This is a genomic window from Streptomyces sp., assembly GCF_035644915.1.
Taxonomy (GTDB): Bacteria; Actinomycetota; Actinomycetes; order Streptomycetales; family Streptomycetaceae; genus Streptomyces.
Genome location: NZ_DASQNP010000263.1, coordinates 1 through 20,195 on the forward strand (window position 1 = coordinate 1; position 20,195 = coordinate 20,195).

Annotated in this window: 20 protein-coding genes and 1 rRNA gene; 4 read left to right on the forward strand and 17 right to left on the reverse strand. The window is 72.6% G+C overall.

What is annotated here, in order from left to right; all coding sequences use genetic code 11:
• The 3 genes from VE546_RS27210 to VE546_RS27220 all read right to left on the reverse strand — a co-directional run.
• A partial coding sequence (locus tag VE546_RS27210) for a DUF2637 domain-containing protein (protein ID WP_324926951.1) occupies positions 1-734 on the reverse strand: 734 nt, incomplete at its 3' end.
• A 129-nt stretch (positions 735-863) separates the two neighbouring features.
• On the reverse strand, positions 864-1,556 hold the full coding sequence (locus VE546_RS27215; protein WP_324926954.1) for a DUF3558 family protein: 693 nt from the start codon (positions 1,554-1,556) through the stop codon (positions 864-866).
• Between the two features lie 162 nt (positions 1,557-1,718).
• Positions 1,719-2,624, reverse strand: coding sequence for a hypothetical protein (locus VE546_RS27220; protein ID WP_324926957.1), 906 nt, complete (start codon positions 2,622-2,624; stop codon positions 1,719-1,721).
• A 235-nt stretch (positions 2,625-2,859) separates the two neighbouring features.
• Between VE546_RS27220 and VE546_RS27225 the strand changes: the two genes are divergently transcribed.
• Positions 2,860-4,053, forward strand: coding sequence for an RtcB family protein (locus tag VE546_RS27225; protein ID WP_324926960.1), 1,194 nt, complete (start codon positions 2,860-2,862; stop codon positions 4,051-4,053).
• A gap of 100 nt (positions 4,054-4,153) precedes the next feature.
• On the opposite strand, the gene hemB is transcribed toward VE546_RS27225, so the two are convergent.
• The 6 genes from hemB to VE546_RS27255 form a co-directional block, all read right to left on the reverse strand.
• Positions 4,154-5,179, reverse strand: a complete 1,026-nt coding sequence (gene hemB, locus VE546_RS27230; RefSeq protein WP_324926963.1) for a porphobilinogen synthase — start codon at positions 5,177-5,179, stop codon at positions 4,154-4,156.
• Entirely contained in the window at positions 5,176-6,822 is a 1,647-nt protein-coding gene (locus tag VE546_RS27235; RefSeq protein ID WP_324926965.1) for a bifunctional uroporphyrinogen-III C-methyltransferase/uroporphyrinogen-III synthase, read from the reverse strand. The genes hemB and VE546_RS27235 overlap by 4 nt, the downstream gene beginning before the upstream one ends.
• Entirely contained in the window at positions 6,819-7,799 is a 981-nt protein-coding gene (gene hemC / locus VE546_RS27240; protein WP_324926968.1) for a hydroxymethylbilane synthase, read from the reverse strand. Before hemC ends, VE546_RS27235 begins: the two co-directional genes overlap by 4 nt.
• Positions 7,796-9,142, reverse strand: coding sequence for a glutamyl-tRNA reductase (locus VE546_RS27245; RefSeq protein ID WP_324926971.1), 1,347 nt, complete (start codon positions 9,140-9,142; stop codon positions 7,796-7,798). The genes hemC and VE546_RS27245 overlap by 4 nt, the downstream gene beginning before the upstream one ends.
• Positions 9,143-9,215: 73 nt before the next feature.
• Positions 9,216-10,007 carry a redox-sensing transcriptional repressor Rex gene (locus tag VE546_RS27250; RefSeq protein WP_324926975.1) on the reverse strand — a complete coding sequence of 264 codons (792 nt, stop codon included), beginning with the start codon at positions 10,005-10,007 and terminating at the stop codon, positions 9,216-9,218.
• A 248-nt stretch (positions 10,008-10,255) separates the two neighbouring features.
• Complete coding sequence (locus VE546_RS27255) at positions 10,256-10,501, reverse strand: glutaredoxin family protein (protein ID WP_414720604.1); 246 nt, start codon at positions 10,499-10,501, stop codon at positions 10,256-10,258.
• Positions 10,502-10,663: 162 nt separating this feature from the next.
• On the opposite strand from VE546_RS27255, the gene VE546_RS27260 reads away from it, so the two are divergent.
• From VE546_RS27260 to VE546_RS27270, 3 genes are all read left to right on the forward strand, one after another.
• Complete coding sequence (locus VE546_RS27260; RefSeq protein WP_324926980.1) at positions 10,664-11,602, forward strand: HAD-IB family hydrolase; 939 nt, start codon at positions 10,664-10,666, stop codon at positions 11,600-11,602.
• Positions 11,603-11,939: 337 nt separating this feature from the next.
• On the forward strand, positions 11,940-12,749 hold the full coding sequence (locus tag VE546_RS27265) for an ECF subfamily RNA polymerase sigma factor, BldN family (RefSeq protein ID WP_324926983.1): 810 nt from the start codon (positions 11,940-11,942) through the stop codon (positions 12,747-12,749).
• Between the two features lie 214 nt (positions 12,750-12,963).
• Positions 12,964-14,226, forward strand: a complete 1,263-nt coding sequence (locus VE546_RS27270; RefSeq protein WP_324926986.1) for a DUF5667 domain-containing protein — start codon at positions 12,964-12,966, stop codon at positions 14,224-14,226.
• A 99-nt stretch (positions 14,227-14,325) separates the two neighbouring features.
• On the opposite strand, the gene VE546_RS27275 is transcribed toward VE546_RS27270, so the two are convergent.
• The 8 genes from VE546_RS27275 to rrf all read right to left on the reverse strand — a co-directional run.
• A complete protein-coding gene (locus tag VE546_RS27275; protein ID WP_324926989.1) occupies positions 14,326-15,417 on the reverse strand; it encodes a lysophospholipid acyltransferase family protein in 1,092 nt (363 codons plus the stop codon).
• Entirely contained in the window at positions 15,410-16,444 is a 1,035-nt protein-coding gene (locus VE546_RS27280) for an NAD-dependent epimerase/dehydratase family protein (protein WP_324926992.1), read from the reverse strand. Before VE546_RS27280 ends, VE546_RS27275 begins: the two co-directional genes overlap by 8 nt.
• 174 nt (positions 16,445-16,618) lie before the next feature.
• Positions 16,619-16,717 carry a 30S ribosomal protein bS22 gene (locus VE546_RS27285; RefSeq protein WP_003948845.1) on the reverse strand — a complete coding sequence of 33 codons (99 nt, stop codon included), beginning with the start codon at positions 16,715-16,717 and terminating at the stop codon, positions 16,619-16,621.
• A gap of 130 nt (positions 16,718-16,847) precedes the next feature.
• Positions 16,848-17,060 (reverse strand): helix-turn-helix domain-containing protein, encoded by a 213-nt coding sequence (locus VE546_RS27290; protein ID WP_158239648.1) that lies wholly within the window; start codon positions 17,058-17,060, stop codon positions 16,848-16,850.
• 128 nt (positions 17,061-17,188) lie between these two features.
• The gene (locus VE546_RS27295; RefSeq protein ID WP_324926998.1) at positions 17,189-18,004 is read right to left on the reverse strand and encodes a phosphatase; all 816 of its coding nucleotides are present in this window, start codon (positions 18,002-18,004) and stop codon (positions 17,189-17,191) included.
• Between the two features lie 152 nt (positions 18,005-18,156).
• A complete protein-coding gene (locus VE546_RS27300) occupies positions 18,157-19,332 on the reverse strand; it encodes an acetoin utilization protein AcuC (RefSeq protein WP_324927001.1) in 1,176 nt (391 codons plus the stop codon).
• Positions 19,333-19,393: 61 nt separating this feature from the next.
• Entirely contained in the window at positions 19,394-20,038 is a 645-nt protein-coding gene (locus VE546_RS27305) for an HAD family hydrolase (RefSeq protein WP_324927004.1), read from the reverse strand.
• Between the two features lie 71 nt (positions 20,039-20,109).
• Positions 20,110-20,195 (reverse strand): 5S ribosomal RNA (gene rrf, locus VE546_RS27310); the annotation flags it as partial.

Genomic DNA, 20,195 nt, shown 5'->3' on the forward strand with positions numbered 1-20,195 from the left:
CCGGCGGGCACGGCGGGGGCCGGGTCCTGCCGGGGCGGCGGCGGGATCAGGGCCGGTTCGATGCCCGCGGCGGCCAGTCCGGCCGGGGCGGTGTCCGCGAGGGGGACGCCGTAGCGGGCCAGCCGCAGCGGCATCAGGGACTCCACCGGGGCCTTGCGGCGCCAGGCGCGGCCGAAGCGGGAGCGCAGCCGGGCCTGGTAGACGAGGCGCTCCTGCTCCAGCTTGATGACCTGGTCGTAGGAGCGCAGCTCCCACAGCTTCATCCGGCGCCACAGCCGGAAGGTGGAGGGGAAGGCCAGCAGCCAGCGCGAGAGCCGCACGCCCTCCATGTGCTTGTCCGCGGTGATGTCGGCGATCCGGCCCACCGCGTGCCGCGCGGCCTCGACGGAGACGACGAACAGCACCGGGATCACCGCGTGCATCCCCACCCCCAGCGGGTCCGGCCAGGCGGCGGCGCCGTTGAAGGCGATGGTGGCGGCCGTCAGCAGCCAGGCGGTCTGCCGCAGCAGCGGGAAGGGGATGCGGATCCAGGTCAGCAGCAGGTCCAGCGCCAGCAGCACCACGATCCCGGCGTCGATGCCGATGGGGAAGAAGGGCGCGAAATCGCCGAAACCTTTCTTCACGGCGAGGTCGCGGACGGCGGCGTACGATCCGGCGAAGCCGATCGCCGCGATCACCACCGCCCCGGCCACGACCACGCCGATGAGTATGCGGTGAGTCCGTGTCAGTCGCACTGCTGTGTCCTCGCGAGCTCGTCGGCCGGGTACCCGCCTCCCGGCCGGGACGCGAGAGGGATCGGGGTGGGGACTGGGGGAAGACAGGGTACGCAGGGGCCGGGGGACGGGTCCGCCGCCCCGCCCGGCCTACTTGATCGCCTTGACGGCCTCCTTCGCCGCCTTCTCCGCGCCCTTCCGGATCTCCTCGGCCGACGGCGTCTCCCCCGTCTCGAAGCCGGCGCCCTCGTAGTCCACGGTCACCACGACGTTGCCGGTGACGGCGACGATCCGCTGCTCGCGGTAGTCCTCGGACTTCTTCCCGTTCTTCTTCTCCGTCTCGAAGGCCACGGCCGTCGCCTGGTCCCCGACCCCGTCCAGCGGGGTGTCCTTCACCTTCTTGTTCTCCCGGTCCTGCGCGACCGCGGCCACCTGCTGCCCGGCGTACTTCGCGGCCCGCTCGGCGCCGCTGCCGAGCGTCACGTCGGAGTCGAAGCGCTTGAGGGAGACGGTGAGCGCCCGGTACTGGAAGCCGTCCAGGCCGCTCCACAGGCAGGTGCCGTAGCCGTCGGCGTCCTTGGAGCCCAGGTTCTTGCCGGCCGTCTCGGCCTCGGGCACCACGTCCTCGACCGTGCCCTTGGAGAGGGTCTTGCACGGGTCGGGCAGCGTGGTGAACTTCACCGGCGCCGGGCTGGGGGGCGCGCTGGAGCTGGTGGAGGGGCTGGGCGAGGGCTTGGCGGAGTCGTCCCCACCGGAGTCGGAGGAGCAGCCCGCGACCAGCAGCATGGGCACGGCGGCGCAGGCAAGCGTACGGACGGCGATGCGCGTGGCGTTACGGTGCATGGTTCCTTCGCTTCCGGATGTTGCTGGGCGCCCGGGGCCCGTCCTGTCGGACGGCACGGTACGCCAACGGGATGACACCGGAAGGAAGCCTAGGACGGCTGCGGGCCCGTCCGGGCGGCACGGCGGCCGTGTGTGTCCGTCGTCTCAGTGCCGGAGCCGGCGTCAGTCGTCGAACTCCTCGGCGAGCTGTCCGGCCAGTGTCCGCGCCTTCTGCTGGAGTTCGGCGCTGTCGGGCAGCCTGCGCTTGTCCGTCGCCCACTGCTCGTACTCGACGGTGACGATGACGTTCCCCGTGCGGAAGACCAGGGTGATGTCGCGGTGGACGCCCGAGCCGGCGGTGACCAGTTCGTCGTCGATGTAGGCGGCGTCGCCGATGCCGTCCAGCGGACGCGGCGCCAGTTCCGCGGCGGACGCGGACGGCCGGGCGGGGACGTCCGGTTCGCCGGTCTTCCCGGCGTCCGCCTCCGGTCGGGCCGTCCCCGTCTCCGGGGTCTCCGACTCCTCCGGTGCCTTCGGGCCCTCCGGCGCCCTGGAGGATTCCGCGGTTCCCGGGGACTTCGGGGACTCCGGGGCCCCCTCGTTTGCCGGCGGCGAGGCCGGGATCCCGGCCTCCGCCACCATGTCCTCGTAGAGCCGCTCCGCCCGCTCGTCGTCGCTGACGGCGGGGTCGTACGAGACGACCCGCTCGAAGTCGACCAGGAGGTGACGGCTGCCCAGCCCGGTCGAGCTCTTCCAACGGCAGCCCACCCGGCGGTCGTTGTCGTACGTGACGGTCCGCTCGCCCTCGTACGCCGCCGGGGTCTCGTCGCCCTCGCCCCCGTCCTCCGGGGCGTCCCCGCCGCCCGCTCCCGGCAGCATCGCCCGCAGGACGTCGAGGCCGACCGTGCCGCAGGGCTCGGGCAGGTCGCGGTACGTGCCGGGCGGGGCCGTGGCGGCCTCGGCGCTGACCGACCCCGGCTTGCTGTCGGCGGCGGCGCCGCCCGAACCGGAGTCGCCGGTACAGCCGACGGATCCGACGGCCAGCACGGCGACGAGCGCGGCGCCGGTGGCGTATCCCCTCCGCTGCACTGCCAAACTCCCTCGTTCGCGGGGACGTTCGAAAACGCGTTGCCATCGCACGGTGACGACGGAACACAATGTCTACCGCACGATGTCTACCGCACGCGCCGTGGGGACCTCCGCCCGCTGGGACATCTGCCGTACTATGTCCATCTTTTGTGTGCGGACGTACGCATTCCACACACGATCCGCACGTGGGCGGGGGAGAGCGTGCCCGCATTTTTCCTCAGGGGGTTGAACGACCATGCCGTACACCGAGGTTCCCGGGGCCCGGGTGCCGATCCGGATGTGGACCGATCCGGCCACCGTCGAGAACGGCGCGATGCAGCAGCTCCGCAACGTCTCGACGCTCCCGTGGATCAAGGGCCTGGCGGTCATGCCCGACGTCCACTACGGCAAGGGCGCCACGGTCGGCTCGGTGATCGCCATGCGCGACGCGGTCTGCCCGGCGGCGGTCGGCGTGGACATCGGCTGCGGCATGTCGGCGGTGAGGACCTCCCTGACCGCCAATGACCTGCCCGGCGACCTCTCCCGGCTGCGCTCGCGGATCGAGCAGACCATCCCGGTCGGCTTCGGCATGCACGACGAAGCGGTCGACCCGCGCCGCCTGCACGGCACCCCCGCCGCCGGCTGGGACGACTTCTGGTCCCGCTTCGACGGCATCGCCGAGCAGGTCCGCTTCCGCCGGGAGCGGGCCGCGAAGCAGATGGGGACGCTGGGCGGCGGCAACCACTTCATCGAGGTCTGCCTGGACGACACGGGCGCCGTCTGGCTGATGCTGCACTCCGGCTCGCGGAACATCGGCAAGGAGCTGGCCGAGTACCACATCGGCGTGGCCCGGAAGCTGCCGCACAACCAGGGCCTGGTCGACCGCGACCTCGCCGTCTTCGTCGCCGACACCCCGGAGATGGCCGCGTACCGCAACGACCTGTTCTGGGCGCAGGAGTACGCCAGGCGCAACCGCGCGGTCATGATGGGCCTGCTCAAGGACGTCGTCCGCAAGGAGTTCAAGAAGGCGAGGCCGACCTTCGAGCCCGTCATCTCCTGCCACCACAACTACGTGGCCGAGGAGCGCTACGACGGCATGGACCTGCTGGTCACCCGCAAGGGCGCGATCCGCGCGGGCAGCGGCGAGTACGGCATCATCCCCGGCTCGATGGGCACCGGCTCCTACATCGTCCGCGGCCTGGGCAACGAGGCGTCCTTCAACTCCGCCTCCCACGGCGCGGGCCGCAGGATGAGCCGCAACGCGGCGAAGAAGCGGTTCACCACGCGGGACCTGGAGGAGCAGACGCGGGGCGTGGAGTGCCGCAAGGACTCCGGCGTCGTGGACGAGATCCCGGGCGCCTACAAGCCGATCGAGCAGGTCATCGAGCAGCAGCGCGACCTGGTCGAGGTGGTCGCCCGGCTCCGGCAGGTCGTCTGCGTCAAGGGCTGACGCCCGTCGTCCGCCGAGGGCCGTGCGGCCCCGGAGGACGACGGGCGTGCCCCGCGGCCCGGACCTGCCGTCGTACCGCGCGGCGGTCCGGGCCCGGGGCTCAGGAGGACAGCCGCCGGGCCACCTCGGTCGCCCAGTAGGTCAGGATCATGTCCGCGCCCGCGCGCTTGATGCCCGTCAGCGTCTCCATGACCGCCCGGTCCCGCTCGATCCAGCCGCGCTGCGCCGCGGCCTCGACCATCGCGTACTCGCCGGAGATCTGGTAGGCGGCGACGGGGACGTCCACGGCGTCCGCCACCCGGCGCAGCACGTCCAGGTACGGCAGCGCGGGTTTGACCATCACCATGTCCGCGCCCTCGGCGAGGTCGAGCGCCAGCTCGCGCATCGCCTCCCGGGCGTTGGCCGGGTCCTGCTGGTAGGTGTTGCGGTCGCCGGCCAGCGAGGAGTTCACGGCCTCGCGGAAGGGGCCGTAGAACGCGGAGGCGTACTTGGCGGTGTAGGCGAGCAGCGACACGTCCTGGTGCCCCGCCTCGTCCAGGGCGCGGCGGACGAAGCCCACCTGCCCGTCCATCATCCCGCTGGGGCCCAGCACGTGCGCGCCGGCCTCCGCCTGGACGCACGCCATCTCGGCGTACCGCTCCAGCGTGGCGTCGTTGTCCACCCGGCCCTGCTCGTCCAGGACGCCGCAGTGGCCGTGGTCGGTGTACTCGTCCAGGCACAGGTCGGACATGACGACCAGGTCGTCGCCGACCTCGGCGCGCACGTCGCGCAGGGCGACCTGGAGGATGCCGTCCGGGTCGGTGGCCTGGGAGCCGACGGCGTCCTTCACCTCGGGCACGCCGAAGATCATGATGCCGCCGACGCCCGCCGCCACGGCCTCGGCCGCGGCCTTGCGCAGGGTGTCGCGCGTGTGCTGCACGACGCCCGGCATCGACGAGATCTCCACCGGCTCGTCGATGCCCTCCCGCACGAAGACGGGCAGGATCAGCTCGGCCGGGTGCAGCCGGTTCTCGGCGACCATCCGGCGCATGGCCGCCGTGGTGCGCAGCCGCCGGGGGCGCACCACGGGGAAGTCCCCGTAGCCGCCGCCCCCCGGGCTGTCGTAGGTACCGCTGCCGGTCTTCACGATGTCCGTGCCCTTCTCCTCGTCGGCCGCTTCTCGCTCGGCCGCTGTACCGCCTCGCCGGCCTCGATCGCGGCGGCCCGGCGCTTGGCGCCGAACTCCGCGAGCGCCTCGGCCAGCTTGTGCACCGACGGCTCCGGGGCCATGACGTCCACGCGCAGCCCGTGCTCCTCGGCGGTCTTCGCCGTCGCCGGGCCGATGCAGGCGATCACCGTCACGTTGTGCGGCTTGCCCGCGATGCCGACGAGGTTGCGCACGGTGCTGGAGGAGGTGAACAGCACGGCGTCGAAGCCGCCGCCCTTGATGGCCTCCCGCGTCTCGGCCGGCGGGGGCGAGGCGCGCACCGTCCGGTAGGCGGTGACGTCGTCGACCTCCCAGCCCAGCTCTATCAGGCCCGCCACCAGCGTCTCGGTGGCGATGTCGGCGCGCGGCAGGAAGACGCGGTCGATCGGGTCGAAGACCGGGTCGTACGGCGGCCAGTCCTCCAGCAGCCCGGCGGCGGACTGCTCGCCGCTGGGCACCAGGTCGGGCTTGACGCCGAACTCCACCAGCGCCTTGGCGGTCTGCTCGCCCACGGCCGCGACCTTGATCCCGGCGAAGGCGCGGGCGTCCAGGCCGTACTCCTCGAACTTCTCGCGCACCGCCCTGACCGCGTTGACCGAGGTGAAGGCGATCCACTCGTAACGGCCGGTGACCAGGCCCTTGACCGCGCGCTCCATCTGCTGCGGGGTGCGCGGCGGCTCCACGGCGATGGTGGGCACCTCGCTGGGCACGGCGCCGTAGGAGCGGAGCTGCTCGGAGAGCGAGGCGGCCTGCTCCTTGGTGCGGGGCACGAGCACCTGCCAGCCGAACAGCGGCTTGGACTCGAACCAGGCGAGCCGTTCGCGCTGCTCGGCGGAGCCGCGCTCGCCCACCACGGCTATCGCCGGGCGGCTGCCGCTCGGGGAGGGCAGCACCTTGGCGGCCTTGAGCGTCTGGCCGATGGAGCCGAGCGTCGCCGACCAGGTGCGCTGCCGGGTGGTGGTGCCGTCGACGGTGACGGTCAGCGGGGTGTCGGGCTTGCGGCCCGCGGTGACCAGCTCGGTGGCGTTGGCGACGACCGACTCCAGGGTGGTGGAGACCACGACGGTGGCGTCGCTGGCGCCGACCTCGGTCCACGCCCGGGCGTCGGCGGTCCGCGCGTCGAGGAACCGCACGTCCGCGCCGTGACCGTTGCGCAGCGGCACCCCCGCGTAGGCGGGGACGCCGACGGCGGTGGCGACACCCGGCACGACCTCGAAGGTGATGCCCTCGGCGGAGCAGGCCAGCATCTCGTCGGCCGCGTTGGCGTCGAGCCCGGGGTCGCCCAGGACGGCACGGACCACCCGCTTGCCGCTCCGGGCGGCCCGCATGACAAGATTTACCGCATCGTCGGTGCCCTCACGGGTTGTTGACGTGTCGTCACCTGCTGCCTGGAGCGGGGTGTCGACACCTGCCCGCACGTGGGCCCGCACGACGTCGTACACCTGCGGATCGGCGACCAGTACGTCGGCCTGCGCCAGCGCCTCGACGGCGCGCAGCGTCAGCAGTCCCGGGTCTCCGGGCCCGGCACCGAGGAAGGTGACGTGCCCGTGGGTGCCGTACGAGTGATTGGTGGTGGGGCTCAATGTGCTCGCTCCCCCATCAGACCGGCCGCGCCCTTGGCGAGCATCTCGTCGGCGAGTTCGCGTCCCATGGCCTGGGCCCGGGACACCGCCTCGGCGGCGGACGCCGGTACGCGACCGGTGGTGGACAGCTGCACCAGCGTCGTGCCGTCGGTGGTGCCGACGACGCCGCGCAGATGCAGTTCGGTGACATCCTGCCCGTCGCCCGCCAGCTCGGCCAGTGCGCCGACGGGCGCGCTGCAGCCGGCTTCCAGGGCGGAGAGCAGGGTTCGCTCGGCGGTCACGGCGGCCCGCGTGTGCGGGTCGTCGAGTTCGGCGAGCTGTGCTACGAGGTCCGTGCGCGCCGCCGCGCACTCGACCGCCAGCGCCCCCTGGCCGGGAGCGGGCAGGACCGTCCCGGGGTCGAGGAGCTCGGTGGCCTCGTCGATCCGGCCGATGCGCTTCAGGCCGGCGGCGGCGAGGACGACCGCGTCCAGCTCGCCGGAACGCACGTATCCGATGCGGGTGTCGACGTTCCCCCGTATCGGCACGGTCTTGATGTCGCGGCCGAGCACGCGTGCCCAGGCGTTGAGCTGTGCCATGCGGCGCGGCGAGCCGGTGCCGACCCGGGCGCCGTCGGGCAACTGCTCGAAGGTGAGGCCGTCGCGGGCGATCAGCGCGTCGCGGGGGTCCTCGCGCACCGGCACGGCGGCCAGCGCCAGCCGCGGGGGCTGGGCGGTGGGAAGGTCCTTGAGGGAGTGGACGGCGATGTCGATCTCCCCGCCGAGCAGCGCGTCGCGCAGCGCGGAGACGAAGACCCCGGTGCCGCCGATCCGGGAGAGGTGCTCGCGGGAGACGTCGCCGTAGGTGGTGATCTCCACCAGTTCGACGGGCCGCCCGGTGAGCTGCCGGACCCGCTCGGCCACCTGCCCGGACTGGGCCGTGGCGAGCTTGCTGCGGCGGGTGCCCAGCCTCAGGGGCCGGGAGGCGTTGGTGCTCATTGCCGCTCCTGTTCGGGATTGCTGACGGCGGCGACGGTCTGCGGGTCCAGGTCGAACAGCTTGCGCAGCGCGTCGGCGTATCCGGCGCCGCCCGGCTCGCCGGCGAGCTGCTTGACGCGCACGGTCGGGGCGTGCAGCAGCTTGTCGACGACCCGGCGCACGGTCTGGGTGATCTCGGCGCGCTGCTTGTCGTCGAGTCCGGGGAGGCGCCCGTCGAGGCGCGCCATCTCGGCCGCGACGACGTCGGCCGCCATGGCGCGCAGCGCGACCACGGTGGGGGTGATGGTCGCGGCGCGCTGGGCGGCGCCGAAGGCGGCGACCTCGTCGGCGACGATGCCGCGCACCTGGTCGACGTCCGCGGCCATGGGCGCGTCGGCGTCGGCCTCGGCGAGCGACTCGATGTCCACCAACCGTACGCCCTCCATGCGGTGCACGGCGGCGTCGATGTCGCGGGGCATGGCCAGGTCGAGCAGCGCGACCGGCTCCGCTCCGGAGGCGGTACGGGACGCCGCACGCGCGGTGAGGGCGGCGCGCACGTCGTCGGCCGTCAGCACCAGCCCGGTGGCGCCGGTGCAGGAGACGACGAGGTCGGCGTGCGGCAGCTCGGCGGCCAGGTCCCCGGAGGGCACGGCGCGGGCCGCGAAGCCGCTCTCGGCGAGGCCGGCCGCCAGGCGGCGGGCACGCTCCAGCGTCCTGTTGACGATCACCAGTTCGGTGGCACCGGCACGGGCGAGCGTCGTGGCGGCGAGGGAGGACATCGAGCCGGCGCCGATCACCAGGACGCGCCGGCCGCTCACCCACTCCGCGACCGGACGGCCGCCGGCGAGCTGCTGGAGGCCGAAGGTGACCAGGGACTGCCCGGCCCGGTCGATGCCGGTCTCGCTGTGCGCCCGCTTGCCGACCCGCAGCGCCTGCTGGAACAGGTCGTTCAGCAGCCGCCCGGCGGTGTGCTGGTCCTGCGCCACGGCCAGCGCGTCCTTGATCTGGCCGAGGATCTGCCCCTCGCCGACGACCATCGAGTCCAGCCCGCAGGCCACCGAGAACAGGTGGTGGACGGCGCGGTCCTCGTAGTGGACGTACAGGTAGGGGGTCAGCTCCTCCAGGTCGACGCCGCTGTGCCGGGCGAGCAGGCCGGACAGCTCGGCCACGCCGGCGTGGAACTTGTCGACGTCGGCGTACAGCTCGATGCGGTTGCAGGTGGAGAGCACCGCGGCCTCCGCGGTGGGCTCGGCGCCGACCGCGTCCTGGAGCAGCTTGCCGCGCGTCTCGGGCGGCAGGGAGACCCGCTCCAGCACGCTCACCGGCGCGCTGCGGTGGCTCAGGCCCACGACCAGCAGACTCATGCGCGGCCTCCGCTTCGCTCGGGCCGTGCGCCGTGCGGGAGGTCCGGGACGCGCACCGTGGTGACTCGCGCGCTCATGCGGGCATCACGGCGGGCACGTCCCCGTCAGGCCCCGGCTCGGTTCCGTCGGTGCGGCGGCGCACGGTGGCGGCGGGCGGTGCCGCGGGCGGGGTGGTGTCCGCCGTTCCGTCGCCCGCCGTCTCCTCGCCCGCCTTGCGCTGCTCGTGGAAGGCGAGGATCTGCAGTTCTATGGAGAGGTCGACCTTGCGCACGTCCACGCCGTCGGGCACGGACAGCACGGTCGGCGCGAAGTTGAGGATGGAGGTCACCCCGGCGGCGACGAGCCGGTCGCAGACCTGCTGCGCGGCTCCGGCGGGAGTGGCGATGACGCCGATGGACACGCCGTTCTCCTCGATGATCGATTCGAGGTCGTCGGTGTGCTGCACCGGGATGCCCGCGACCGGCTTCCCGGTCATCGCCGGGTCCGCGTCGATCAGGGCGGCCACGCGGAAGCCCCGGGAGGCGAAGCCGCCGTAGTTGGCGAGCGCGGCGCCGAGGTTTCCGATGCCGACGATCACGACCGGCCAGTCCTGCGTCAGTCCCAGCTCGCGGGAGATCTGGTAGACGAGGTACTCGACGTCGTAGCCCACGCCGCGCGTGCCGTACGAGCCGAGGTAGGAGAAGTCCTTGCGGAGCTTGGCGGAGTTGACGCCGGCCGCCGCCGCCAGCTCCTCCGAGGAGACCGTGGGCACCGAGCGCTCGGAGAGCGCCGTCAGTGCCCGCAGGTACAGAGGAAGCCGGGCGACGGTGGCCTCGGGGATTCCTCGGCTACGGGTCGCCGGTCGGGGTGTTCGACCAGTTGCCACGGTGCTCCTGCCGTCTGCGCGAAACGGTGAGCGGCCCTGGTGGACACATGTCCGGACCGCTCCGTCCCGACCAGGCTATGTCTTTGTGAACGTGTGCACAAAGATGGTGTCCGCTTTGTCCGGTCAAAGTGACCGGCGCCACATCTGCCGGGCCGGACGGGGCCCCGTCCGGCGCTCCTGCGCATATGCGTCCGCAAGGCCGCAGAACGGGCCGCGCGCCCGCGGAGGGAACCGGTTCAGGCCCCCGTTCAGGCCCCCAGGGCCGCGCGCAGCCGCTGCGGGTCCACGCGCCAGAAGTCGTGCTGGGCGCCGTCCACCAGCACCACCGGGATCTGCTCCCAGTACCTGCGGTACAGCTCCTCGTCCTGCGTGATGTCCTTCTCCTCCCAGCGCGCCCCCACCTGCGCGCAGACCTCGCTGACCACCGCGCGCGCGTCGTCGCACAGGTGACAGCCGGGTTTGCCGATGAGCGTGACGGTCCTCATGACCGCCATTGTGCCGCTCCCGCCCGTTCCGGGCCCGTCCGTCGCACCGCCGGCCGCCCCGCCGCCCCGGGGGGCCGGGCGCTCCGGCCGTCCTCCCCCGTTGGCCCACCGCCCGCCCTGCCGACATCCGTCCGTCACGGAACCACCGGCCGCACTGGTTATGCTCGCCGCATGGCCGGTCTTGGATGGCTCCTCCCCCGCAGGCGTTCGGCGACGGCTCGCAGCGTGCTCGCAGGCGAGGCCGCCGCCGAGGCTGCGCGCAAGACCTCCCGGGAGGTCGACGAACTGCCCCCGGGGGAACCGGGGAAGCCGGCGGAACCGGAGTTTCCGGTCCGCGGGGACGTCCGGGCCGCCGCCTTCTTCGACCTCGACAACACGATCATGCAGGGCGCGGCCCTGTTCCACTTCGGCCGCGGCCTGTACAAGCGGAAGTTCTTCGACAAGCGCGAACTGCTCCGCTTCGCCTGGCAGCAGGCGTACTTCCGGCTCGCCGGCTCGGAGAACGCCGAGCACATGCAGGACGCCCGCGACAGCGCGCTGTCCATCGTCAAGGGCCACCGCGTCTCCGAGCTGATGGAGATCGGCGAGGAGATCTACGACGAGTACATGGCCGACCGGATCTGGCCGGGCACCCGCGCCCTGGCCCAGGCGCACCTGGACGCGGGCCAGAAGGTGTGGCTGGTCACCGCCGCGCCCGTGGAGACCGCCACGATCATCGCCCGCCGGCTGGGGCTGACGGGCGCCCTGGGCACGGTCGCCGAGTCCGTCGACGGCGTCTACACCGGGCGCCTGGTCGGCGAGCCGCTGCACGGCCCGGCGAAGGCGGAGGCGGTGCGGGCGCTGGCCGCCGCCGAGGACCTGGACCTCTCGCGCTGCGCCGCCTACAGCGACTCGGCCAACGACATCCCGATGCTCTCGCTCGTCGGCCACCCGTACGCGATCAACCCCGACAGCCGGCTGCGGGCGCACGCCCGCGAGCGGGGCTGGCGGCTGCGCGACTACCGGACCGGCCGCAGGGCGGCCATGGTGGGCATCCCGGCGGCGGCCGGGGTCGGCGCAGTGGCGGGCGGCGCGGCGGCGGCCGTGGCGCTCCAGCGCCGCCGCCGTTAGGCCGCCGCCGGGCGTCACGGAACGCTACGGACGCCCGCGGAACGCCGCGGAGGCGCACGGGAACGGCACCGACCGCCCGGGATCTCCTGCCGAGCACAAGCGAACGGCCAATCGATCGCGTAGTGACCAGAATCGATCGCTTCGCATACCTCGCTCACCCTGTGAACCGCCGGAAACGCGTAACAGAGCAAACCTAATCGGCGATTTCGGCAACTAGGTGTAGCACCGCCTGTACGAAGCGTTATTCTCCTCAGACGCAATCCGGTGTCCACACGCCCTTGTGACGGGCGGACGGTCCCGCACTGCACGTGATGGAAGCTCTGCCTCTGGGAGTCCCGTGTACCCACACGTCGGGGTTGACGCCTCGGGCCTGGCTGCGCTGCGCGCAACGGTCATCCACCAGTTGCGCGCAATCGTCCCCTCCGCGTACGCCGTCCCCGCCTTCGCCGCACCTGTCCCCGCAGGCCCCGCCTACGCCCTGGCCGAGGGAGCCGCGGCGGGCACCGCGCCGGTCATCCGCCGCGGCCGCGCCGCGGCGGCCTCGGGAGCCGCCTCGGGCGCCGCCTCCGGAGCCGCCCGCCGCCCGGCGGCGGACAGCGACAGCCGCCGCATGATGGACCTCGTCGAACGCGCCCAGAAGGGCGAGGCCGAGGCGTTCGGACACCTCTACGACCAGTACTCCGACACCGTCTACCGCTACATCTACTACCGCGTCGGCGGCCGGGCCACGGCCGAGGACCTCACCAGCGAGACCTTCCTGCGCGCCCTGCGCCGGATCGGCACCTTCACCTGGCAGGGCCGGGACTTCGGCGCCTGGCTGGTCACCATCGCGCGCAACCTGGTCGCGGACCACTTCAAGTCGAGCCGCTTCCGCCTGGAGATCACCACCGGCGAGATGCTCGACGCCAACGAGGTGGAGCGCAGCCCGGAGGACTCGGTCCTGGAGTCGCTCTCCAACGCCGCCCTGCTGGAGGCCGTGCGGAAGCTCAATCCGCAGCAGCAGGAGTGCGTGACCCTCCGCTTCCTCCAGGGCCTGTCGGTGGCGGAGACCGCGCGGATCATGGGGAAGAACGAGGGCGCGATCAAGACCCTCCAGTACCGGGCGGTACGGACGCTGGCCCGGCTGCTCCCGGAGGGCAGCCGGTAACGTTCCGCCACCGGTCCCGTCCCCGGGGTCAACCGGGCAATCACATCATCCGCAGGGCGTAACCGACCGTGCTCGGCGGTCGTTGTGCGGTGTGCAGACTCTCCACGGCCTCCCCTGTCCGGGTGGAAGCACCCGATCGACCTCTGCCGGACGGGCCGTGCAACCCTCCTGTGGGGCAGGGAGTCGACCGTGCTGACGAGAGGAGGTGCCGCCCGTGATGGGAGCCGTATCGCCGAGCCGGCGGGCAAACGCCTTCGCCCAGGCCCTGGACGAGCGTGAGTCCGGGGATGCGGCGGCCGAGCGGTCCGGGGGCGCTGTCCCGGCCGCACCAACCACCCCGGCCGACTCCACGGGCCCGGCCGGGTCCGCGGGGGAGACGGGCGAGCAGGCGACGCTGCTGTCGGTGGCCGACAGGCTCGAATCCCTGCCGAAACCGACGATGGCCGCCGACGTCAAGGCCGCGCAGCGGGCCCGGCTCATCGCCGCCATGGAGAGCGCCTTCGCCGAGGACGGCGACGGTTCCCCGGTGCCGGAGCAGCGCACCCGCGCGGGGCGCGGGGGAGCCCACCGCGCGCTCCCCCTCGGTCCGCTGGGCAGACTGCGTCCCAGATCCCGCCTCGCCAGAGGGCTCGCCGCCGGCGGCCTGGGCGTCGGCTTCGCGGCGAGCGCCTTCACCGGGGCCGCCGTGGCCAGCGCCGACGCCCTGCCCGGTGACACCCTCTACGGCCTCAAGCTGGGCATGGAGGACCTCAAGCTCGACCTCGCCGACGACGACGCCGACCGCGGCAAGGTCCACCTGGACCACGCCTCGACGCGGTTGAGCGAGGCGCGCCGCCTGCTGGAGCGCACCCGCTCGGGCGAGTTGGACCACGAGTCGCTCGGCGAGATCCGCAAGGCCCTCTCCCGCATGCGGCACGACGCCGCCGAGGGCCACCGGCTGCTCACCCGGGTGTACGAACGCGAGGGCGCGCTCGGCCCGATCCGGGAGCTGTCGTCCTTCTCCCGGGCCCACCGGGCCGTGTGGAGCCAGGTGCGCGGGCGTCTCCCCGTCCAGCTCATGGACGTGGGCGACGAGGTCAGCTCGGTCTTCGACGCCATAGACGACGAGGTCACCCCGCTGCGGCCACTGCTGAAGTCCGAGCCGGACGGCGAGGAGCCCGGCGCCGACCGCACCGACGACGACCACGCGGAGGACGGCCGCACCGTCCGCCCGTCCTCGTCCGCGCCCGGCGGCGACGCCCCGGACGGCCGCCGCGGCCACGACGGGCAGTCCTCCAGCCCCTCCGGTTCCCGTACGGCCGAGGAGAAGGGCCTTCCCGACCCCGGGGACCTGCTGGACCCCTCGCCGGAGAAGGAGGGCAGCGCGCCCTCCACGCCCGGCGGTGCCTCCAAGGCCCCCGAGTCGGACGTCACCCTCCCGCCGCTCATCCCGGACCTCCTGCCGGGCCTGGGCATCGAAGGCGACGGGGCCGACTGACGGGTGTGCGGCCGGTGTCCGCGGGCACCGGCCGCACACCCGACCGCTTGAGGGAGCCCGGCGCTCCGCGCCCCCCGGCCCGGAGTCCCGCCGGAGCCCTCAGAAGAACACCGACCGCCGCCGTACCAGCAGCCGGTAGAGCGTGTGCTGGATCGTCTCGCGGACCTGGTCCGTCAGGTTGAACATCAGCATCGGGTCCTCGACCGCCTCCGGTGGATAGTCGTCCATCGGGATCGGCTCGCCGAACTGGATCGTCCACTTCGTCGGCAGCGGCAGCATCCCCAGCGGACCCAGCCACGGGAAGGTGGGCGTGACCGGGAAGTACGGGAAGCCCAGCAGCCGCGCCAGCGTCTTCAGGTTGCCGATCATCGGGTAGATCTCCTCCGCCCCGACGATCGAGCACGGCACGATCGGCACCCCCGCCTGCAACGCCGTGGAGACGAAGCCGCCGCGCCCGAACCGCTGGAGCTTGTAGCGCTCCGAGAACGGCTTCCCGAGCCCCTTGAAGCCCTCCGGCATCACCCCGACGATCTCGCCCCGCTCGAGCAGCCGCTGGGCGTCCTCCGCGCAGGCCAGGGTGTGACCGGCCTTCCGGGCCAGCTCGTTGACGACCGGCAGCACGAAGACCAGGTCGGCCGCCAGCAGCCGCAGGGCCCGCCGCGCCGGATGGTGGTCGTGCACGGCGACCTGGAGCATCAGCGCGTCCAGCGGCAGCGTCCCGGAGTGGTTGGAGACCACCAGCGCGCCGCCCTCGGACGGGATGTTCTCGATGCCGAGCACCTCGACCCGGAAGTACTTCTCGAACAACGGCCGCAGCAGCGACATCAGCACCTGGTCGGTGAGTTCCGCGTCGTAGCCGAACTCGTCGACCTCGTACTCCCCGGTGATCCGCCGCCGCAGGAACGCCAGGCCGTGGGCGATCCTGCGGTCCCACTCGTCCGCGGACGCCGTCCCGGTCCGCGCCTCCGGCTCACGGTCCGGCTCACGGTCCGACTCGGGGACGGCGGCCAGCGGCTGCCGTCCACCGTCCTGAGCACCCCGGGCTCCCGGGGTGCTCGGCGTCTCCGGCTCGCTCCGGGCGCCGTCGTCCCCCGTACGGCGCCGGCCGCCCGTCGACCGCCCCCTGGCGGTCCGTCCCGTGCCGCCGCGCGGGCGATCGTCGTCGAAGGGAATGACCTTGGCGTCAGCCATGACGGACGGCCTCCTCGATGCGGTCCACGGCATGTGCGAGTGTCTCGGGCGGCAGCAGCCCCGGACCGTGACTGCGCGCGAAGTCGGCGAAGGTCTCGGCCGTGGTGTACTTCGGCTCGAAGCCGAGGACCTCGCGCATCTGCGTGGTCTCCACGACCCTGCCGTGGGTCAGCAGCCGGATCTGCTCGGCCGAGAAGTCCGTGATCCCCACCGAGCGCAGCGCGGTCCCGGTCCACCGGATGGCCGGGAGCAGCAGGGGCAGGGTGGGCCGCCCCAGCCGCCGCGCGGCCTGGGAGAGCAGCAGTACCCCGTCACCCGCGATGTTGAACGTCCCCGCGTTGAGCGTGCCCCGCCGCGGCTCCCTCGACGCCAGCCGCAGCACCTCGACGACGTCGTCCCCGTGGACGAACTGCAGCCGCGGGTCGTACCCGAGGACGGTCGGCAGGACGGGCAGCCTGAAGTACTCCGCCAGCGGCGTGTCCGCGTTCGGGTCGAGGATGTTGGCGAAGCGCAGCACGGTCACGGCCACGTCGGGACGGCGGCGGGCGAACCCCCGCACGTACCCCTCGACCTCCACGATGTCCTTGGCGAAGCCGCCGCCGGGCAGCGCCTTGGCTCCCGTGGTCTCGGTGAAGACCGCCGGATCGCGGGGCGAGGACCCGTAGACGTTCGTGCTGGACTTCACCACCAGCCGCTGCACGGACGGCGCCTTCTGGCACGCCCCGAGCAGTTGCATCGTCCCGATGACGTTGGTCTCCTTGACCGACGCCCGGGTGCCGCGCGGCAGGAGCGGCATGCCGCTGACGTCCAGGTGCACGACGGTGTCCACGCCGTGTTCGGCGATCACCCCGGCGATGGCGGGCTGCCGGATGTCGAGCCGGACGAACTCCGCTCCGCCGAGGTGGTGTGCGGGCGGCAGGGCGTCCACACCGACGACCCGGTCGACGTCGGGATCGCGCAGGATCCGCCGTACGAAGCGCCCGCCGAGTTGCCGGGCGACCCCGGTGACGAGCACGACCTTGCCCAACGGTTGCTCCCTCTCGACGTGCGGCGGCCCTGCTCCGAAAAGCCCCGCCCGGGCTCCGGCGGCCCTTGCTCCTCACGCCACCGTATCGGGTGGTCGCCGCACCGAGGCGGAACGCCACCGCCCTCCCACCGAAGGGCCGGTGGGAGGGCGGTGGTCAGTGTGCGGCGCGCCCGCTCACTTCTTGTTGCGACGCTGCACGCGCGTGCGCTTGAGCAGCTTGCGGTGCTTCTTCTTGGCCATCCGCTTGCGCCGCTTCTTGATAACAGAGCCCACGAACTTACCCTCGCTCACTTCGTCACTCGGTGCGGGGCGTCCGAGCCCACACGACCTACGTCGGCCCAGCCTACCCGGCACCGAGCGATGGTAGTGACACGGGGGTCCGACAACCCCTACGGCCCTGCGGCTACGCGCTCTTCTCCACCCCCACGTAGGAACCGCGGAGGTACTCGTGGACGGCCTGCTCCGGCACCCGGAAGGACCGCCCCACCCGGATCGCCGGCAGATGACCGCTGTGCACCAGCCGGTACACGGTCATCTTGGACACTCGCATCACCGAGGCGACTTCCGCCACGGTCAGGAACACGACCTCGTTCAGAGGCCTCTCGGCAGCAGCCATGTCACACCTGAACCTTCCGCACATGTCGGGCACCGGCTTCCCCTCCGGTGACTCCAGCTCGCATGCGCGCTCCTCCCCAGATTAGGTGCGGGTGATGCAAGTGGGGAAGAGGAGTAGCGATCGGTCTCCTAATGTGACAGACAGGAACGATTGAGCACATAGCGAGCGATCGGGCGGTAGTGGTCCGGAGGACCGGCGTCATCCAGCGGAACGGCCACCCTCACTTTCCCCTCCGCCTGCCCGACGAACAGCGCGGGATCGTCCGTATCCGCGGGTCCCATCGCCTCAATGCCCAGTTGACCTGCTCCGCAGACCCATCCGTGGTCCCCGATCACCAGTTCCGGCAGCGGGCCGCCCGCGGCCGCCGCGGCATCGAGGACCGTCCGCAGGGGGAGGGGCGAGTGCGAGTGTGCGCCCGGCGCATCAGGGGTGACACGCGCTCCCGTCTCGTGGATCAACGCGACTCCCCGTACGTACCGCAGGTTGTGCGGACGTACCCCGAACCGGGTCGTTATGTCGACACGTCTACCCTGCGCCGGTGTGAGCACATGACATCCCGCCGCCGAGAGCGCACTGGCCAAACGGGCGTAGAAGCCCAGGAGACGATGGGGGTGCCCGGTCCCCAGCAGCACCGGCGAGCGGCGCCGGGCCGCCCGCTCCAGCCGCTCCGCGAAGGCGTCCAGCGCGGCGATCGTCCGCTCCGGGTCGACCGTGTCCGGCCCGGACACGTACCCCGGGTCCGCGGACACCCCGCACGCGCCGGCCATCAGCCCGACCAGCCGGGGCACCGTCCACTCCTCCTCGGGCTCCAGTCCGAGCAGCGCTCGCGGATCACCGGCGGCGAAGAGCCGGTAGCGTCCCAGACTCTTCTCCCGGGTGGTGGCGATGGGCCCCGCCAGACGGGCGGCCAGCAGGTGCGCGCGCAGTTCGCCTGCGCTCGGCACGCCTCTCACCCACGGCATCCTCGCGGACCGCGGCCCCGCCCGCCGTACGAATCCCCGGGAACCACCCTCCGGACGGCTGTGCGGCGCACGGGCGTGCCCCGCCCCGCACACCCGGCCGGAACGGGCCCGCACCCCCCGCACGGCAGCGGGTCCTACGGCAGCAGCCCGTGCGCCGGATACACCGCGCGCCGCGTGGCGAGCACCGCCTGGTCCAGCGCGCTCCCCGGGTCGTAACCCGACTCCCAGTCCGACCACACCGGCTCGCGCCCGTCCGTCATCCGCCGCGGCGCGTCCTGCCGCGTCCGCGCGTACACCTGCCGCCGCCAGTCCTCCGGGATCACGGTCTCCGGCGGGATCGGTTCGCCCGCCGCGATCGCCACCAGGTGCGTCCAGGCCCGCGGCACGACGTCGACGACCGCGTAACCGCCGCCCCCCAGCGCCACCCAGCGTCCCCCGGCGTACCGGTGCGCCCAGTCGTGACAGGCCACGGCGGCAGCCCGCTGGGCGTCGACCGTCACCGCCAGGTGCGCGAGGGGGTCCTCGATGTGGGTGTCCGCGCCGTGCTGGGTCACCAGCACCTGCGGCCGGAACGAGTTCAGCAGCTCCGGCACCACGGCGTGCAGCGCCCGCAGCCAGCCGCCGTCCGACGTGCCCGGCGGCAGCGCGACGTTCACCGCGCTGCCCTCCGCCTTCTCGCCGCCGGTCTCCTCCGGCCAGCCGGTCCCGGGGAAGAGGGTGCGGGGATGCTCGTGCAGCGACACCGTCAGCACCCTCGGGTCGTCCCAGAAGGCCGCCTGGACCCCGTCCCCGTGGTGGACGTCCACGTCCACGTACGCGACCCGCTCGGCTCCCAGTTCCAGCAGCCGGGCGATGGCCAGGGAGGCGTCGTTGTAGACACAGAAGCCGGCCGCCGCCCCCGGCATCGCGTGGTGCAGGCCGCCCGCGAAGTTGACGCCGTGCAGTACGTCCCCTCGCCAGACCGCCTCCGCGGCGGCGACCGACTGTCCGGCGATCAGCGCCGAGACCTCGTGCATCCCTTCGAACGCCGGGTCGTCCTCGGTGCCGAGCCCGTACGTCCCGTCCGCCGCCCGCGGGTCGGCCGACACCCGGCGCACGACATCGATGTAGTCGGGGCGGTGGACGAGCCGCAGTGTGGAGTCGCCCGCCGGCGTCCCGGAGACCACCTTCAGCCCGGAGGAGCCGGGCAGCCCGAACGCCTCGACGAGTCCCATGGTCAGGCCGAGCCGCACCGGGTCCATCGGGTGGCCGGCCCCGAAGTCGTAGCCGGTGACTGCCTCGTCCCACATCAACTGTGCGCCGCCGCTCATACCCGCCACCGTATCGGTCGGGACGGGGGACCACACGGCCGACCGCGCCACGGCCGGACGGTCAGGAGAGCAGCGCGGGCAGCTCGCCCATCGTGGAGAACAGCGCCGTCGCCCGGGACAGCTTGCCGGGCGGCGTCATCGCGGTGAATCCGTAGACGTCCATTCCGGCGGCGACGGCCGCCTGCACCCCCAGAGGGCTGTCCTCGACGACGACGCAGCGCCCGGCCGGCACCCCCATCACCTCGGCGGCGTGCAGGAACAGGTCCGGCGCGGGCTTCCCCCGCCCCACGTCCTGCGAGCTGAAGATGCGCTTCTCCCCGAACCGCTCGTACAGACCGGTCGTCTTCAGTGCCACGCGGATCCGTTCATGGCTGCCGGAGGAGGCCACGCAATACGGCACGCCTTCGGCCTCAAGCCCTTCCAGCACCTCGTCGACGCCGGCGACGGGCCGGAGATCACGCCGGAAGGCATCGAAGACACGGCCGTGGAAGACGTCGTCGAAATCGTCGGGCAGTCGCTGCCCGGAGCGTTCCAGGATCAGATCGTGGATCCGGTGCATGGCGGCACCCATGTAGTCCCGGATGGAATCCTCGTACGTGGTCGGGTGTCCCAGCTCGGTCAGATAGGCAGCGAGAATCCGGTTGGATATCGGCTCGCTGTCCACGAGGACGCCGTCATTGTCGAAGATCACCAGGTCGTAACGCATGGACCACCCTAACCCGGAAATGCGAAAAGCCCCGTCGGGTCGTGACCCGACGGGGCTTTCCTGCACATTTTGTTCGGCGGCGTCCTACTCTCCCACACGGTCCCCCGTGCAGTACCATCGGCGCTGAAGAGCTTAGCTTCCGGGTTCGGAATGTAAC